Source organism: Pseudomonas sp. F-14 TE3482, assembly GCF_053629455.1.
In genome coordinates, this window is sequence record NZ_JBRJII010000001.1 from 4,037,518 (window position 1) to 4,054,073 (window position 16,556).

General features: G+C 59.6%; 14 protein-coding genes. 10 read left to right on the forward strand and 4 right to left on the reverse strand.

Annotation, left to right across the window (positions count from 1 at the left end; all coding sequences use genetic code 11):
- The first annotated feature begins 37 nt into the window (after positions 1-37).
- The gene (locus tag AB7M26_RS18350; RefSeq protein WP_429385610.1) at positions 38-1,582 is read left to right on the forward strand and encodes a class I adenylate-forming enzyme family protein; all 1,545 of its coding nucleotides are present in this window, start codon (positions 38-40) and stop codon (positions 1,580-1,582) included.
- 54 nt (positions 1,583-1,636) lie between these two features.
- Here the strand turns inward: AB7M26_RS18350 and AB7M26_RS18355 are convergent, their stop codons facing one another.
- From AB7M26_RS18355 to AB7M26_RS18370, 4 genes are read right to left on the reverse strand one after another with little or no spacing between them, the layout of a single operon-like run.
- Positions 1,637-2,563, reverse strand: a complete 927-nt coding sequence (locus AB7M26_RS18355) for a LysR family transcriptional regulator (RefSeq protein WP_429385612.1) — start codon at positions 2,561-2,563, stop codon at positions 1,637-1,639.
- Positions 2,564-2,614: 51 nt separating this feature from the next.
- Positions 2,615-3,571 carry an SDR family NAD(P)-dependent oxidoreductase gene (locus AB7M26_RS18360; RefSeq protein ID WP_429385614.1) on the reverse strand — a complete coding sequence of 319 codons (957 nt, stop codon included), beginning with the start codon at positions 3,569-3,571 and terminating at the stop codon, positions 2,615-2,617.
- A 48-nt stretch (positions 3,572-3,619) separates the two neighbouring features.
- Positions 3,620-3,940 (reverse strand): 2Fe-2S iron-sulfur cluster-binding protein, encoded by a 321-nt coding sequence (locus AB7M26_RS18365; protein WP_429385616.1) that lies wholly within the window; start codon positions 3,938-3,940, stop codon positions 3,620-3,622.
- Between the two features lie 21 nt (positions 3,941-3,961).
- Positions 3,962-5,215, reverse strand: a complete 1,254-nt coding sequence (locus tag AB7M26_RS18370; RefSeq protein ID WP_429385618.1) for an NAD(P)/FAD-dependent oxidoreductase — start codon at positions 5,213-5,215, stop codon at positions 3,962-3,964.
- Positions 5,216-5,478: 263 nt separating this feature from the next.
- Between AB7M26_RS18370 and AB7M26_RS18375 the strand changes: the two genes are divergently transcribed.
- From AB7M26_RS18375 to AB7M26_RS18415, 9 genes are all read left to right on the forward strand, one after another.
- Positions 5,479-6,726 (forward strand): cytochrome P450, encoded by a 1,248-nt coding sequence (locus tag AB7M26_RS18375; RefSeq protein WP_429385620.1) that lies wholly within the window; start codon positions 5,479-5,481, stop codon positions 6,724-6,726.
- 64 nt (positions 6,727-6,790) lie between these two features.
- The gene (locus AB7M26_RS18380) at positions 6,791-8,395 is read left to right on the forward strand and encodes a GMC family oxidoreductase (RefSeq protein ID WP_429385622.1); all 1,605 of its coding nucleotides are present in this window, start codon (positions 6,791-6,793) and stop codon (positions 8,393-8,395) included.
- Between the two features lie 59 nt (positions 8,396-8,454).
- The gene (locus AB7M26_RS18385) at positions 8,455-9,624 is read left to right on the forward strand and encodes a serine hydrolase domain-containing protein (RefSeq protein WP_429385624.1); all 1,170 of its coding nucleotides are present in this window, start codon (positions 8,455-8,457) and stop codon (positions 9,622-9,624) included.
- A 58-nt stretch (positions 9,625-9,682) separates the two neighbouring features.
- Entirely contained in the window at positions 9,683-10,882 is a 1,200-nt protein-coding gene (locus AB7M26_RS18390; protein WP_429385625.1) for a cytochrome P450, read from the forward strand.
- Positions 10,883-11,197: 315 nt separating this feature from the next.
- Positions 11,198-12,559 carry an aromatic ring-hydroxylating oxygenase subunit alpha gene (locus AB7M26_RS18395; RefSeq protein ID WP_429385627.1) on the forward strand — a complete coding sequence of 454 codons (1,362 nt, stop codon included), beginning with the start codon at positions 11,198-11,200 and terminating at the stop codon, positions 12,557-12,559.
- The gene (locus AB7M26_RS18400) at positions 12,556-14,262 is read left to right on the forward strand and encodes an FAD-binding protein (RefSeq protein WP_429385629.1); all 1,707 of its coding nucleotides are present in this window, start codon (positions 12,556-12,558) and stop codon (positions 14,260-14,262) included. Before AB7M26_RS18395 ends, AB7M26_RS18400 begins: the two co-directional genes overlap by 4 nt.
- 44 nt (positions 14,263-14,306) lie before the next feature.
- A complete protein-coding gene (locus tag AB7M26_RS18405; protein ID WP_429385631.1) occupies positions 14,307-15,290 on the forward strand; it encodes a thiamine pyrophosphate-dependent dehydrogenase E1 component subunit alpha in 984 nt (327 codons plus the stop codon).
- On the forward strand, positions 15,287-16,276 hold the full coding sequence (locus tag AB7M26_RS18410; protein WP_429385633.1) for an alpha-ketoacid dehydrogenase subunit beta: 990 nt from the start codon (positions 15,287-15,289) through the stop codon (positions 16,274-16,276). The genes AB7M26_RS18405 and AB7M26_RS18410 overlap by 4 nt, the downstream gene beginning before the upstream one ends.
- 25 nt (positions 16,277-16,301) lie before the next feature.
- Positions 16,302-16,532, forward strand: a complete 231-nt coding sequence (locus AB7M26_RS18415) for a biotin/lipoyl-containing protein (RefSeq protein WP_429385635.1) — start codon at positions 16,302-16,304, stop codon at positions 16,530-16,532.
- Positions 16,533-16,556: the final 24 nt, after the last annotated feature.

Here is a 16,556-nt window from a genome sequence, read left to right on the forward strand (position 1 = left end):
GACTGCCGACTCTGGACCATCAGCATACGAGATAATAATGAAAACACTCGGTGAGTTGCTGGAACGCAACGCTTGCCTGTTTCCGCACCAGGAAGCGGTCGTTTACGATGACCGTCGCATCACCTATTCGCAACTGCTCGATCGCGCTCGCAGGTTGTCATCCGCCTTGTACGCTCGCGGTATGCGACATCAGGATCGCGTTGCGATCCTGGCAATGAATTGCAATGAATATTTTGATGTGTACGCGGCCTGTCAGCTGACGGGCTATATCTGTGCCACGGTGAACTTCCGCCTGGCAGGACCTGAAATCGAATACATCCTCCAGGACAGCGCCCCTCGGGTACTGGTTTTCGAAGATCAGTACAGCGATGTGATCGATGCCCTGCGCCCGCAGTTGAAGTCGGTCGAGCACTACCTGTGCATCGGAAACTGCCCACCTTGGGCGCAGCCCTACGAGGAAGCTCTTTCGGTAGCGCAAAGCGTTGGCGCGCCGATGCGAGCGGTACCCGATGATATCGTGCATCTGGTCTACACCAGCGGCACCACTGGGCGACCCAAGGGGGCAGCGCGCAGCCAGCGAGGCGATCTTGCCCTGGCGCAAAACCAGGCCGCCGTGATGGACATCCGCATCAACGGGCGTGTGCTTGTGATGATGCCCATGTTTCATGCCGGCGGGCTGTCGATGATGCTATCGGAGTTCTGGAATGCGGGCTGCGTGATCCTGCATCGTAAATTCGAGCCCCGCGAAGTGCTGCGCACCATTGAGCGTGAGCGCGTGGTCACCGTGCACATGGCCCCGACCATCGTGCAGCAGGTATTGGAGCTTCCCGATATCCGCGACTACGATCTGTCGAGCCTGGAAACCATCCTGTATGCCGCCGCGCCCATGCCAGTCGCGGTCTTGCGACGCGGGGTGGAATTACTGGGGCCCATATTCGTCAACTCCTGGGGCATGACCGAGACCAGCGGTACGGTGTTGCCCCGGCATCTGCACAAGCTAGAGGGAAGCGAGGAAGACTTGCGCCGTCTTGGCTCGATCGGGCAGGCCATGACCTACTGTGACATCCGTATCGTGGATGACAACGAGCAGGACTGCCCTGACGGAACACCGGGTGAGATCTGGATCCGCTCACCCGCCAACCTGGCTTATTACTGGAACAACAATGCCGCCACGCTCGAAGCGCTGCGTGATGGGTGGTTACGCACCGGTGACATGGCGTGGCGCGACGATCAGGGATTCCTGTATCTGGTTGACCGCAAGAAGGACATGATCATTTCCGGCGGTGAAAACATCTATTGCCAGGAGGTCGAGCAGGCGCTCATGTTTCATCCGAATGTTAGCGACGTGGCGGTCATCGGTGTGCCACACGAGAAGTGGGGCGAGACCGTCAAGGCAGTCGTGGTGCTGAAGGCGGATGCCGAGTTGTCCGCTGAACAGTTGATCGACTTTTCTGGAATACGGATTGCGCGCTATAAGCGGCCGACCAGCGTGGACTTCGTGACCGAACTGCCGCGCCTTCCAAGCGGCAAGGTCAATAAAATCGCGCTTCGTCAGATGTTTTCCGCCCAGGCGCCGGCTTGATACCGGGACTGCATCACATCGCAAGCGGGTAGCATTTTTGCGTATGGCGCGATTTCAAATCGCAGAACGTGGGGGCGCTGCAATGGGCCTGCCCGCTGGGTAGTGTTCAAGCATGAAATCGACGAACGCGTGTACCTTGCGTGACGCTCTGCGCCCCTGCGGGTAGAGCATTTCCATGGTTGGGGCGTCCGTTACCCAATCCGCCAGGATCTGGCAGAGCGCCCCGCTGCGCAGGTGCTCCTCCAGATAAAACCCCATGCCTTGCATGACGCCTTGACCACTCAGCGCTGCTTCTATCTGGATGCAGCCTTGTGTGATGGACAGGTTGCTTGGCAGGTCCAGCGTCTTGCGATGACCATGCTGCTCAAACGACCAGGGATGCATCCGGCCGGTGCGTGTATCCCGGTAGCTGATGCAGTCATGGGCGCGCAGGTCTTCCGGAACCTGTGGCATTTGACGTGTTGCAAGGTAGCGCGGCGAAGCCACCGTGAGCAGGGGAGTGTGGCCAAGCGGGCGCGCGATCATGCTCGAGTCGCCCAGGGGACCGAGCCTGATGATCACGTCATGCTGGCTTTCGACCGTATCGTAGAGCTGCTCGGAGTCCGAGAAGTCCAGCTGAATGTCCGGATAACGCTGGCGAAACGCGTCAAGCATGGGGACGACCAGGTATTGGCCAATGATACTTGGGGCGTCTACACGCAACCTTCCGCGCGGCTGGACTTGCGAACCGCAGAGCAGGGACTCTACGTCGGCGAGCTCATCGAGCAGATGCCGGCAATGCGAATAATAGATCGAGCCTTCGTCGGTCAGGTTGATGCGGCGTGTGGTGCGATTGAGAAGGCGCACGCCCAAAGCGCGCTCAAGCTTGCTCAAATGGGTAGAGACCATCGACGGCGACAGACTCAGCGCCGTCGCTGCGGTACTGAGACTGCCATGGTCCACCACCGCCATGAAGACTTCCATGCTGCGTAGCTTGTCCACGTTCATCTCCAACGAAACAGAACGCCCTGGATCCCGCAGGGCGATAGCATGTTACAGCGATTGACCCAGTGTGCGGCCAATAATCGAGAATTCGTCGGACAGGGAATCCGGAATGCTGAACGCTCCCACGTCCCCGATCCGCAGAAAATGCTCGGCCAGGCCCTCGGCTGTTGCCGGCTTGTATCGCGGACCGGCCCAGCCGTCCGTCACGCCAATGAAGGCTCGCGCATATCGACCGAGGGCCGCCGAATAGATTGCGCGAGTGCTGGTACAGGATTCGCTCGCGAGGTAGACCGCAAGCGGCGTGACAAACTCGGGTAAGTAGGAGCTGCCCAGTTTTTCGCCCAATGACGCATATTGGGCGGTAAACGCGGCCAATTGTTCAGGGTCCATCGCGGCCTCCATGCGACTGGTGGCGACGGGAAGCAGCGCGTTGCACAGCACGCCGTGGTCCTTGCCTTCGAGTGATAACACGTTCATCACGCCCAACAGTCCGGCCTTGGCGGCGGCATACGCCGCCTGCTTGGGATTACCGAAAACGGCCGCCCCGGAGGACATGAACAAAATTCGGCCGTAGCCTTGCTGCTTCATGATCCTGTAGGCAGGTTGGGTGACGTAGATGGCGCCTTTAAGGTGCACATCCAAAAGCGAATCGAGGGTTTCGTCATCGATGTCTTCGAACGACGCGTTGCGCAAGTGACCGGCGTTGTTGATGACGATGTCGACCTTGCCGAAGTTTTCCAATGCTGTTCGCACGATACTTTCGCCACCGGCGCGGCTGCTGACGGAGTCATAATTGGCGGCAGCTTTGCCGCCGGCCGCGCGGATGGCGTCCACGACCTCATCCGCCATCCCATGGGAACTGCCTTGGCCGTCGAACCGACCGCCCAAGTCATTCACCACCACTGCAGCACCCCTGGCGGCGAGTTCCAAGGCGAAGGTGCGACCCAGGCCACCGCCTGCACCGGTGACAATGGCGACGCGGTGGGTAAAGTCAATATTAGTCATGTGTGGTCTCGCTTTGTTTTTGTTGTCGGGGGGACTCGCACGCTCAGGTCAGCGTGATGTCGGGGGGAGCCGGATCACCAGCCCATCCAGCTGCGGCGTGACGATGATCTGACAACTGAGCCGACTGCTTTCGGTGACTTCGACCGCGCAGGCGAGCATGTCATTTTCATAGGGCTCGGCAACAGGCATATGCTGCGCCCATTCTCGCTCGACGTAGCCGTGGCAGGTCGCGCAGCTGCAACTGCCGCCGCAGTCCCCGAGAATGCCGGGAACCTGATGATTGACCGCGACCTGCATGACCGACAGGCCGAGCGGTGCATCGATGCGCTGTTCGCTGCCGTCTGGCTGGATGAAGATGATCGTTGGCATGGGTAACCTCGCGGGGAAATGTCAGGGATGGGTCAGCCAGTCTTTGACAGGGATGTCCTCGTCAGCCAGGCGACACGGGTCGACACGGATCCGTTCGCTGATCAGCCGCTTGGCCAACATGAATTCGGGCGCGCGATTGACCGTATCGACCGCCAGCAGGTAACCGTCTTTCAAGTAGAAGGCGGCAAAGCATTCGCTTTCAGTCGTCCCGCGCATCACCAACTGGTCATAGCCTTGGGACAGACCGACCATTTTCAACTTCAGATGGTATTGGTCCGACCAGAACCATGGGACGGACGCATAGGCTTTGGGTATGCCGCAGACTGACGCAGCGACGCAGCGCGCCTGCTCCAGGGCATTCGGCACCGACTCCAGTCGCAGTCGTCGCCCAAAAAAGCGATTGGGGTGGTTGGTGCAGTCACCGGCGGCATAGATATTCGGGTCGCTGGTTTGACCGAACTCGTCGACCAGGATGCCGTTGTCTACTGCCAGGCCGGCATCTGAGGCCAGCTCGACGTTGGGGACAAGACCGATACCGACCACGACGAGATCAGCCTCAACCCAGCTGCCATCGACGGACACCACCGTGGTGATGGTATTACCTGAAGGATCCAGTTGGACGTCCTCCACTTGAGTGTCAGTGCGAATCTCGACGCCCGCGTTTCGATGTTGCGCGGCGTAGAAAGCCGACAGTTCGGGGGCAGTGACCCGAGCCAGCACGCGCGGCAGTGCTTCCAGGATCGTGACGTGCAGCCCGCGCTCTATTGCAACGGCAGCCACCTCGAGGCCAACGTAGCCACCGCCAATGATCACCAGGCGCTTGCCAGGTTTGAACTGCTCGCGCATGCGATCGACATCCGCGAGCGTGCGCAGGTAATGGAGGTTGTCCGGGGTCCTTTGTTGAATTCGCGGCACTGGCAGCGGGCGTGGTCTTCCTCCCGTGGCCAGAATGAGTCGGTCGTAGTGCGCTGTCCTGCCATCGGCGAGGTGGACCCTGGCACTGGCGCGATCGATGGCGTTGACCCTTACGCCTCCGATGAACTCGATGTTCGCGCTTTCAAAGACTGCCATTGGCTTTATCAGCAGGCTTTGAGCAGTGACGGTGCCTGCCAGGTAAGCTTTCGATAACGGCGGGCGATGATAGGGGAGGGACGACTCTTCACCGATGACAGAAATTCGGCCTCGCCAGCCGTTGTCTCGCATATGGATTGCCAATTCACCGGCGGCGTGCCCTGCGCCCACGATGATGGCAGTGCCTGAAAGTACTTCGCTCATATCGACACCTTTGATCGACGACTTGATCCACGTACGTGGCGTTGTGACTTATTCGAAACCCGCCCATCGCGTCGCTCGAGTCACGACAAAGTATGCCGCTTGAACAGCGCGGCATTATTCAATTTCATTGAAAGATGTTGTTGGTTTATGTGGGTTTATCCCATTACGGCGGTTGCCTAGAGTGGCGAAAAGCACGTTCCGGCTTTCGAGCGCGGATATCGTGCGGTAGCTGACTACTATGGACACGCCGGAGATTTGTAGTGATGAGCAGGGTGCAGCCAATCGAGCCGTTTGATGATCCGTCCTTCGATCCATTCATGGAGGATGCACTGGTATTTGGCGATCACCCGGATCCGTATCCAAGGCTCGCGCAGCTGAGGCGAGAGGCCAGTGTTCATCAGGGAGACTATCGAGTGATGATGGGGCTTGCGCCGGACATCACCAGCCCTGCCCAGGCTCAGCATTATTGCGTCTTCGGCTACGATGAGGTGGCGCAAGTGCTTGGGGATCCCAAGACATTTACCAACCACAGCTACACCTACAATTTGGGGATCAGCTTCGGGCGCAGCATCTCCACCATGGACGTCCCCGAGCACCCGCGTTTCCGTAGAATTTTTCAAAAAGCATTCATGCCGCAGACGGTCGCTGCATGGGGCGACAAACTGGTCGATCCGGTGGTTCACGAACTGATGGCCAAGTTTGTCGATCGGGGCGAGGCCGATCTGGTTCAGGACTTCACCCTGCATTATCCCTTCCAGATCATCTACCGCCAGTTGGCGCTACCGCCGGAAGATGTCGCCATCTTCCACAAGATGGCCATCGCCCAGACGGTCGTCGCCGTGGACGTTGCCCATGGCACCGAGGCCTCACGCAAGCTGGGTACCTATTTCGAAAATCTTGTAGCCGAACGTCGGCGCAATCCGGGTGACGACCTGGTCAGTAATTTGGCCCTGGCGGAAGTAGACGGAGAATACTTGCCCGAAGAAGTGCTCATTTCCTTCCTCCGTCAGTTGGTCAATGCGGCTGGCGACACGACTTACCGTGCCACCAGTGTGTTACTGAGTGCGTTGCTGCATCATCCAGAACAGCTCGCCGCGGTCCGAGAGGATCGCTCCCTGATACCTCAGGCCATTGAAGAGGCCCTGCGCTGGGACGGCCCCGTGCTGATGCAGTCTCGATACGCGAGCAAGGCTGTGACGCTGGGTTCAGTGGACATTGCCCAAGGCGCCTTCATCGACGTCGTCGCAGGCTCCGCCAACCGCGACGAGACGAAATTCCCCGAGCCGGACAAGTTCGACATTTTTCGCAAGCCGCAGCATCGGCATTTTGCTTTCGCTTTCGGTCCACATGTGTGCATCGGACAGCACTTGGCGCGGGTGGAGATGACCCGGGCCCTCAATGCCATCCTCGACCTTTTGCCCAACCTGCGCCTGGACCCGGATAAGCCGGCACCGCAGACGCGTGGGACCATGATGCGCGTACCGCATTCGATCCACGTCAAGTTCGGTTGAGCATCCTCTCCGTCAGTCGTGCCGCCTGGCACTCGCCGGTGCGGCAAAACGAGCCCAATCAAATATGAGCGATTTTGACTACATCATTGTCGGAGCAGGTTCCGCTGGCTGTGTCCTGGCCGATCGATTGTCCGCCAGTGGACGACACAGCGTGCTGCTGATAGAGGCGGGGCCCGACGACCGTAACCCCCTGGTGCGGATGCCCAGAGGCTTTGGCAAGCTGCTGAGCGACCCCAACCACGCTTGGCACCTTCCCGTTACCGTGGACCCTGCGAGTGGGCGCCGCGAGGAAATATGGGCGCGCGGAAAGATGTTGGGCGGCTCCAGTGCCATCAACGGCATGGTCTATATGCGCGGGCATCCCGCGGACTATGACGAATGGGCGGCCAATGGGGCGATCGGGTGGGGCTGGGAGACCATGGCCAAGGCGTTTCGCAGCATTGAAAATCACGCCTTGGGCGCGTCTGCGCTCAGGGGGGATGAAGGCCCGCTCAAGGTCGCTCCTTATCCTCGGCGCACAGGCGTGGGCGATGCCGTGATCGAGGCCTGTGAAACCCTGGGCTTGAAGCGCAAGGAAGATATCAATGAGTTGGACCACGAAGGTGTTGCCTACCTCACCTATACACTGTCGCGAGGCGTGAGGCAGAGCGCCGCACAAGCCTTTTTGAAGCCTGCGCGCAAACGGCGCAACCTCAACGTCATGACCGATACCCAGGTGCAGAAGGTTCTTTTTGACGGGCGCCGGGCGATCGGTGTGAGTGCCCGCGAAGGCACGGCTGAACCCGGCATCCACCGCGCGCGGCGAGAGGTCATTCTGTGTGCAGGAGCGCTGGAATCGCCGCGTTTGCTGCAGTTGTCCGGCATCGGCAACCGAGCCTTGCTGGAGCCGCTGGGTATCGCGGTCGTCGCCCATAGCCCGGAGGTCGGGCAAAACATGCGTGAGCACCTTCTGTGCTACCTGCAACTCAGGTTACATGACTGGCACGAGAGCCAGAACCGCGAGTTTTCCGGCGCCCGATTGTTCAAGAATGCCGTTCAATACGCGCTCACCCGTAGTGGAGTCATGGCCCTCGGCCCCTTTCCGGTGGGTGGGTTCTTCAAAACTCATCCGGGCCTGGAGCGGCCGGATGCGCAGTTGATGATGGCCCCCTATTCGATGGATTTTGGCGCGCCAACCTATCGTTGCGAAACTGATCCCGGCATGCAGCTTTTTTCCTATCCATTGCGTCCACGCAGCCAGGGCAGTGTGACGATCGAATCTGCTGATCCCGGTCGGCCTGCCCGGATCGTCACCAACTATCTGGCCGATGAATACGATCGGCAGGTCTCTATCGGGGCCTTTCGCTTCATGCGCAAGATTGTCCACAGCGCGCCCATGAGGCACCTGGTGAAGGGCGAAACCTATCCAGGCTCGCAGGTGCAGACCGACGAGCAGATCCTCGAGGAGTTCCGCCAGCGAGGGCAGTCTGGTTATCACGCCTGTGGGACCTGTGCGATGGGGTCGCGCGACGACTCGGTGCTGGATCCCAGGCTACGGGTTCGGGGGGTAGAAGGGCTGCGTGTCATGGACCTGTCGGTTATCCCGACGATGGTGTCCGGCAATACCAATGGGCCGATGATGGCCATGGCATGGCGAGCCGCGCAATTGATCCTTGAAGATGCTCAATGATTCCTCGGTTACCAGGCTTCCGGTCACTACTCAACCCGTCGTAAATTGGAGAGGTAGACATGCAGCAGAAGCTCGATCCGCGCGTGCAGACGATCGTGCAACGCGCGCTGGACAATGCTACCGGCAAAGGCGGTGAGGTCGGTGTGCAGGTGGCGGCCTATCTGGATGGAAAATTGATCGTCGATGCCTGGAGTGGTATTGCAGACCCGCAAGACCTGCGCCCTGTAGACGGCGACACGCTGTTCAACGTTTACTCGGTCACCAAGGCGGTCGCGGCGACCGCCCTGCACATCCTGGCAGAGCGGGGGCACATCGACTATGACGCGCCGGTAAGCCGTTACTGGCCGGAATACGGGGCAAAGGGCAAAGCGGCGACCACGGTGCGCCATGTGCTCACTCACCGCGCCTGCGTGCCACAGATGCCGAGGGATGTGACGCCGCAGCGGATGTGTGATTGGGACTGGATGACCCGCGCCATCGCCGACCTGGAGCCGCTGGCGGAGCCCGGTACCAGAACGCTCTACCTCTCCATGACGTTTGGCTGGATCATCGGCGAGCTGGTGCGTCGTGTAGATCCCGGTCGTCGCTCGCTGGGGCAGTTCGTGCGCGAGGAGATCGCCGAACCTCTGGGCATCCGCGACCTGTGGATCGGCCTGCCCGACGCCGTTGAGCACCGCGTTGCGAAGCAGATCGATGCCATGCTCGTCACGCCGCCCGAACACCTGCCGCCCCTGTTCCTGGCGTCCATGCCGCCGCAGGTTGCGCTCGTGCCGCAAGTCTTCGAGCGAGCGGACGTGCGCCGAGCGGAGATCGCCGGGGTCGGCGGCATTTTCACCGCCCGTTCCCAAGCGCGTTTCTGGGCATTGCTGGCTAACGGCGGGGAGCTAGACGGCGTGCGCTTGTTGTCGGCGCAGCGTGTGGCGGCAATAAGGGCACCGCGTGCCAATAGCGCGGAACCCGACGCTGTGATGTTCGGTTTCCCAATTCCGATCACCGAGGGTGGCTTTTGGCTGGGGGGCGATCATCCTCCGGTTGGCTGCGTGCAAAACCCCAGAGCCATTTGTCACCCGGGGCAGGGTAACTCGATTGGCTGGGCCGATCCTGACCTGAACCTGGCGGTGGCGATTTGTCACAACCGTCTTTTCAATCCCGCGTCAATCGACCAGGACCCGCTGTACCCCATAGCCCAGTCCATTCGTCAGGCGGCGGACATGCTTCGCCGCGGGTAACGAGGCCTCGTTGATACCCGCCCCCGATAACCTAACAGCAACATCCGTGGAGGCTGTAATGAATGCATCTGCTACCTGGACCGTGCCCGAACATGTCCCCAGCGACCGTGTCGTCGATTTCGATTTCATGAACCCTCCCAATGTGACCGCCGATGTTCACCTGGCCTGGAAGGCCCTGCACAACGGACCCGACATCGTCTGGTCGCCCTACAACGGTGGGCATTGGATTGCCACTCGCGCCGACGATATCGAAGTCATACAGAAAGACCATCAGCGCTTTTCTCATGCGCGGGTGAACATCCCCCCGGGACAGGATCCTGCGCTGGTGCCGTTGGAGCTCGATCCGCCAGAGCACAGTGCTTATCGTGCGCTCATCACGCCTGCATTTCTGCCCCAAGCCATCGCTGCAATGGAAGGCGATATACGGCTGTTGACGGTTGAACTGATCGAGGGGTTTGCGGGCAAGGGCGAGTGTGAGTTCATTGGTGAGTTTGCCAAGATGCTGCCGATCGTGATTTTTCTGCGACTGGTTGACCTGCCCCAGGAGGACCGGCTGCAGCTGCTGGAAATGACCGAGTTGGCTGTGCGAGGCACCGTCGAGGAGCGCCATCGGTCCCAACAGATGCTGGCGGGTTACATCGGAAAATGGATCGAGAACCGACGCCACAAACCCGGAACCGACTTGATCAGCCTGATCGTCAATGCCAAGGTCGATGGAGAGCCCATTGCGCCGCAGCGCATGTTCGGGTTGCTTGTGGTGGTGATATTCGGTGGGCTGGATACGGTGGCGGCCATGATGGGTTTTGTTTGCCGTTACCTGGCCGAGCATCCTGTCGAGCGCAGGCGCCTGGTCGAACAGCCCGAGCTCATACTGACGGCGGTGGACGAGTTGGTCAGGCGGCACGGCGTGACCAACACGGCGCGTGTAGTGGTCGAGGATATGCATCTCAATGGTGTATACCTTAAGCGCGGCGACCCTATCCAGGTGCCAAACGCACTGTTTGGTCTTGATGAGCGGCGATTCAGTGATCCCATGGCCATCGATTTCGAGCGCAAGCCGGTGTTGCACGCGGCTTTCGGAAATGGTCCTCATCGCTGCCCCGGCTCATTTCTGGCCCGGATGGAAATCAAGGTTTTCCTCCAGGAATGGCTCAAGCGTATACCGGAGTTCGAACTCGTTGCAGAAGACCCACCTCGTTGCGCCTCAGGCATGGTCAACGGCCTGCTTCATCTTCCGTTGCGCTGGAAAATCGACTGACAGCGATTGATGTGCTCTCGGTTGCCGGATGGCACCTCGCGGCCGCGGGCCGCGAACAACCTCAGGGCTGGGTCTGCGTCGACCGATGCCAGACCTGTGAGGCCCTTCCTACATTGTCTCAAGCTTCAATCCCGCGTCATTTTTCCACGTCTTTAAGCCCTCATCTTCGATGTTGCAGTGCGTTGACACTCAATCTCGCGCCGTTTATAGTCTTGAACATCGTTCACAAAATGATAGAGCGCTTCAGCCGCTCTTCAAACAAGAATAATAAGCCAAAGGCAGCATTACAGAGGCTGCCGGTGAAGGAGGTTTGCAATGACCGCTCGAGAATCGGCACCCAAAACCGTACGGCCTGACTTCGTCCCCCGTGAAGGTTATTTGTCAAAGGAATACGTTCATCTGGAAAAGGAGCGGATGTGGCCCAAGGTCTGGCAAGTTGCCTGCCGCCTCGAGGAGATTCCCAGTGTGGGGGATTACGTCACTTTCGACGTGATCGACGAGTCCATCATCGTCACTCGTCTTACTGGTGACAAGATCAAGGCCTACTATAACGTCTGCCAGCACCGGGGGCGTCGCCTCACCAGTGGTTGCGGGCATGCCGCCAAGTTCCACTGTAGCTACCATGGTTGGCAGTGGAACCTTGACGGCAGCGTGTTGCGTATCCTTGATGAGCAGGATTGGGCCGGTTGCCCGAACATGACTCATGAAGAGCTGGCACTCAAGGAAGTGCTGGTGGATACCTGGGGTGGCTTCGTGTTCATCAACATGGACCCCAATGCCGAGCCGCTGGCCAAGTACCTGGCGCCGGTCCCCGAGATTACCGATTGCTACGAATTCGAGAACATGCGCTACCGCTGGTACAAGTCGGTGCGTCTGCCGTGCAACTGGAAAGTCGCACTCGAGGCCTTCAACGAGGGCTACCACGTCGCCGCGACACATCCGCAAATTCTCGATACCCAGGGCGACGACGTTACCCGCAGCTTTGCTTTCGGCAAGCACGGCATGTTCGACTACTCGACTGCGACCCGTCTGCCCGGCACGCCGTCCCCGCGCACGGGTAAACCCATTCCGGATGATATCCGTCCGGGGATGGTGAAGTTCTACCAGATCATGGAAGACCAGCTGAAGGCAATCTTCACCGATCGGGACAACGAGGCCACCAAGCGGCTGTTGACGGAAGTGGAACCGACTCAGGATCAGATGCTGGTGCTGAGCAAGGCGATGCAGTTTCAGGTCGAAGCCGCCATCGCCGACGGGGCCGGTTGGCCGAATATCTCGATGGAGCAGATGATGCGCGCCGGCACCGACTGGCACGTCTTCCCCAACCTGGTGTTCCTGCACTATCCGGACGGCGCTCTGTTCTATCGTGCCCGTCCCGATGGCGACAATCCCGATTCCTGCATCTATGACATTTGGTCACTCAAGCGTTATGCACCCGGCCAGGAACCCAAACTCGAGCGCGAGTTCTATCACGGCGTCGATGATTGGAAAAAGGATACGGTCAAGAATTTCGGCCTGATCCTCAGCCAGGACTTCCAGAACATGGGGCAGGTGCAGATGGGCATGAAGTCTCGTGGCTTCGACGGCTCACGGACTAACCCACTGCAGGAATCGTCGATCTCCAATTTCCACCGTGAACTTCAGGAATACATCTACGGCACGGAGTCCGCGCAATGAGTCAATGGGACGAGTCCTACGACCTGGTCATCATCGGCAGTGGTGGCGGCTCGATGTGTGCGGCACTCAAGGCCAAGGAGCTGGGTAAGCGTGCACTGATTATCGAGAAGCTGGATAAGATCGGTGGCTCAACTGGCTATTCGGGCGGGGTTTGGTGGCTGCCAAACAACCCGGTCATGAAACGCCACGGCGTGGAGGACTCCTACGAGCGCGCTCGGCAATACTTCGACAGCGTGGTGACCTACGAGGGTCCTTCCACCAGCGTCGAACGCCGTGATGCTTTTTTGCACATGAGCCCTCTGATCGTCGACTTTCTTGAGCGCAAAGGCATGGCGTTCGAGTACGCCGACGGCTGGAGCGATTATTACGATGACCGTCCAGGCGGTGAGCCGCGTGGACGCTCGCTAGTGGCCAAGTTGTTCGACGTCCGGGAACTGGGCGAATGGGAAGGGCGCCTGTCACGCTACCGTGGCGCAGCGATCCCGGCCAATTCCAATGAATTTCCAACATTATTTCTGCTCAAGCGGACCTGGGCGGGCAAGCGCAAGGCCATGCAGTTGGGCTGGCGCATGCTCAAGCAAAAGCTGCGTGGCCAGAACATCCTGGGCGGTGGTGCCGCCATTCAGGGACGCATGTTGCAGATCGCATTGCGCGAACAACTGCCGATCTGGACCGACTCGCCTGTCGAGGAATTGATCGTGGAGCAAGGCCGGGTGGTGGGCGTAACGGTTCGTCAGGATGACCGTGTACGGCGCATCCAGGCGCATGACGCCGTGCTGATCAATACCGGTGGCTTTTCGCACAATGCAGAGATGCGCAAACGCTACCAGCCACAACCAACCTCCGCCGACTGGACCAATGCGAACCCAGGTGATACCGGCGAAGTGATTGAAGCCGCCATGCGTCTTGGCGCCGCCACCGATTGCATGGACGAAGCCTGGTGGGTGGTGACGTCCCTCGGCCCGGGTCAGACGTTCCCCGAAGGCGCGCGCACACCGGCGGGTGAACCTTTGCCTTTCATGCATCACCTGGATTTGTCGTTGCCTTATTCGATCATGGTCGATCAGGACGGCCAGCGATTCTGCAATGAAGCGGGGTCCTACATGGAAATCGGCCAGCGCATGTACAAGCGCCAGGCCGAAACCGGCAAGGCCGTGCCCAGTTGGGTGGTGATGGACAGTCGCCAGCGTGAATTCTACCCCTGGGGAACGGCGATGCCTGGCAAGGTGCCGCAGCAGTGGCTGGACAGTGGCTACATGATCAAGGCCGAGACGCTTGAGGAACTGTCGAAAAAGTGCGGTATCGATACCCGCGGGCTACTCACGACCGTACAGCGTTTCAACGGGTTTTGTGCCAGCGGCAAAGATGAAGACTTTGCACGCGGCGGTAAGGCGTTCGACCGCAGTCACGGTGACCCGACCATCCAGCCAAACCCCAACCTGGGCGCCATCGAAAAGGGTCCGTTCTATGCGGTTCGCATGTACCCGGGTGATGTCGGCACTGCCGGCGGGCTGGTTACCGATGAGTACGCTCGGGTATTGCGCGAAGACGGCCAGCCCATCAGTGGGCTGTACGCCACGGGCAACGCCACCGCAGGGGTCAGCGGGCGTGTGTATCCGGGGGCCGGCACCAGTATCGCCGCATCCTTTATCTTCGGTTACATCGCTGCTGCGCACTCGGCGGGGCAGGACAAGATCTGGTGAGTCAACAACTCAGCCTTTGATTTGGTTCCAATGGAGAATTAAAAATGACAGCCGCAATCCCGGACGGCGAGATCCTTGTAGGCATCTACCGGCGCATGACTCGGATCAAACAGAATGATGAGCGTTTTCGTGCGGTGCTGAAGTCCGGCAAGCTGGTCATGCCGTACTACTCGCCACGCGGGCAGGAAGTTATCCCTTCGGCAGTGTCGGCGTGCCTGGACGATGAGGATTACATCTGCACTATCTATCGTGGTGTGCATGACATGATCGCCAAGGGCATCCCGCTCAATGACCTCTGGGCTGAGTTCGGCGGTCGCGCCACGGGTACCTGCAAGGGAAAGGGTGGGCCGATGCACGTGACCCATCCGGGAACGGGCGTGATGGTCACCACCGGCATCGTCGGTAGTTCGATGCCGATTGCCAACGGCTTGGCGCTCGCCGCCCAGATCCGTGGTGAGAAGCGTGTCAGCGTGGCTTATTTCGGTGACGGCGCGAGCAATATCGGCGCTTTCCACGAAGCGCTGAACATGGCCTCGGTGTGGAAGCTGCCAGTGATCTTCGTCTGCCAGAACAATGGCTACGGCGAGCATACCAAATATGCCAACTCAACCGCCGTGGCCAACATTGCCCAGCGCGCGGCGTCCTATTCCATGCCGGGCATCACCGTGGACGGCAACGATCCCGTTGCCACCTACCTTGCTGCGCGCGAAGCCGTCGATCGGGCGCGCCAGGGTCTCGGTCCATCACTGATCGAGGCCAAGACCTTTCGGTTCCATGGACATGTCTTCGGTGATGCCGATGCCTACATGGACAAGGGCGAGAAAGATGCGTGGATGGCCAAAGACCCGGTGCCGCTTTTCCGCAACTGGCTGATCGCGACCGGCCTTGCCAGCGAAGACCAGTTGGCGACCCTGGAAGCAGCCATCGAGCTCGAAATCGACGAGGCTGTCGAATTCACCTTGAACAGCCCCTACCCGGATCTTGCGGAACTGCATCGCGATATCTACAAGGATGAGGTGAACGTATGAACCAGCCAGCCAAGATCAACACTATTCAGGCAATCAATCAGGCGCTCGACGACGCGATGGCGGCGGACGTCAATGTCATTGTGCTCGGCGAGGATGTCGGCGACAAGGAAGAAGGCGGCATTGTCGGGGTGACCCGAGGCCTGTCCAGCAAGTACGGCGACGCGAGGGTGCGTTCCACGCCGATCTCAGAGCAGGCAATCATCGGCGCAGCCATTGGCGCGGCGATTGTTGGCATGCGGCCAGTAGCCGAAATCATGCTGATGAACTTCACCACCGTGGCCATGGACATGATCGTCAACCACGCAGCGAAGCTACGCTTCATGTCGGGCGGGCAAACGCATGTGCCAATGGTCATCCGCACCATGACCGGTGCAGGCTTCGGTACGGGCGGGCAACATGCGGATTATCTCGAAGCATGGTTCGCCCATACTGCTGGCATCAAGGTGGTTGCGCCCTCCAGTCCGGCTGATGCCTACGGCTTGATGCTCTCAGCCATCGAAGACGACGACCCGGTGTTGTTCATCGAAAACATGCCGACCTATTGGACGCCGGGGCCTGCCCCCGAGCGCGGGGTAAAAATCCCCTTGGGCAAGGCCAGCATTCTGCGCGAAGGCACCGACGTCACCTTGATCAGTTACAGCCGGCGAGTGCTGGACTGCTGCGCGGTGGCCGAGAAGCTCGCTGCCGAGGGCATTTCGGCCGAGGTGATCGACCTGCGGACCATCTCGCCGCTGGACACCGAAACATTCCTCGCCTCTGTGGCGAAGACTGGGCGGGCAGTCATCGTCCATGAAGCGGTCAAACCGTTTGGTGTCGGTGCAGAAATTGCCTCGCTCATCTACGAGTCGCTTTACGGCCAACTCAAGGGGCCCGTGCAGCGTGTCGGTTCCAACTACGCCCCGGTGCCGTTCTCCAAACCACTGGAAGACGCACACGTTCCGAGCCTCGAGCAGATCGAAGTGGCCGTCCGTGCAACGTTCAAATGAAGCAACTTAAATTAAGGAAAGCGTGATGAGCACTCAGATTCTCCTGCCCAAACTGGGCTTTTCGATGAATGAAGGCACCTTGTCCGAATGGTTGGTCGCCGATGGCTCCCCGGTCGAAGAAGGCCAGATCATCTATGCCCTGGAAAGCGACAAGTCAGTCCAGGAAGTCGAGGCTCCGATCAGTGGCACCTTGAAGATCATCGCTGCGGCCGGTGAGACCTATGAGGTTGGCACCCTGTTGGCTGAGATTGTCTAAGAATCGTAGGGTAGGGTGAAGCGA

What these genes read in the sequence shown, in the direction of transcription:
- AB7M26_RS18400 (WP_429385629.1), top strand. Translation starts at nt 12,556, where the DNA reads ATGAGTCAATGGGACGAGTCCTACGACCTGGTCATCATCGGCAGTGGT.
- AB7M26_RS18410 (WP_429385633.1), top strand. Translation starts at nt 15,287, where the DNA reads ATGAACCAGCCAGCCAAGATCAACACTATTCAGGCAATCAATCAGGCG.
- AB7M26_RS18375 (WP_429385620.1), top strand. Translation starts at nt 5,479, where the DNA reads ATGAGCAGGGTGCAGCCAATCGAGCCGTTTGATGATCCGTCCTTCGAT.
- AB7M26_RS18350 (WP_429385610.1), top strand. Translation starts at nt 38, where the DNA reads ATGAAAACACTCGGTGAGTTGCTGGAACGCAACGCTTGCCTGTTTCCG.
- AB7M26_RS18380 (WP_429385622.1), top strand. Translation starts at nt 6,791, where the DNA reads ATGAGCGATTTTGACTACATCATTGTCGGAGCAGGTTCCGCTGGCTGT.
- AB7M26_RS18370 (WP_429385618.1), bottom strand. Translation starts at nt 5,215, where the DNA reads ATGAGCGAAGTACTTTCAGGCACTGCCATCATCGTGGGCGCAGGGCAC.
- AB7M26_RS18360 (WP_429385614.1), bottom strand. Translation starts at nt 3,571, where the DNA reads ATGACTAATATTGACTTTACCCACCGCGTCGCCATTGTCACCGGTGCA.
- AB7M26_RS18415 (WP_429385635.1), top strand. Translation starts at nt 16,302, where the DNA reads ATGAGCACTCAGATTCTCCTGCCCAAACTGGGCTTTTCGATGAATGAA.
- AB7M26_RS18405 (WP_429385631.1), top strand. Translation starts at nt 14,307, where the DNA reads ATGACAGCCGCAATCCCGGACGGCGAGATCCTTGTAGGCATCTACCGG.
- AB7M26_RS18385 (WP_429385624.1), top strand. Translation starts at nt 8,455, where the DNA reads ATGCAGCAGAAGCTCGATCCGCGCGTGCAGACGATCGTGCAACGCGCG.
- AB7M26_RS18390 (WP_429385625.1), top strand. Translation starts at nt 9,683, where the DNA reads ATGAATGCATCTGCTACCTGGACCGTGCCCGAACATGTCCCCAGCGAC.
- AB7M26_RS18365 (WP_429385616.1), bottom strand. Translation starts at nt 3,940, where the DNA reads ATGCCAACGATCATCTTCATCCAGCCAGACGGCAGCGAACAGCGCATC.
- AB7M26_RS18395 (WP_429385627.1), top strand. Translation starts at nt 11,198, where the DNA reads ATGACCGCTCGAGAATCGGCACCCAAAACCGTACGGCCTGACTTCGTC.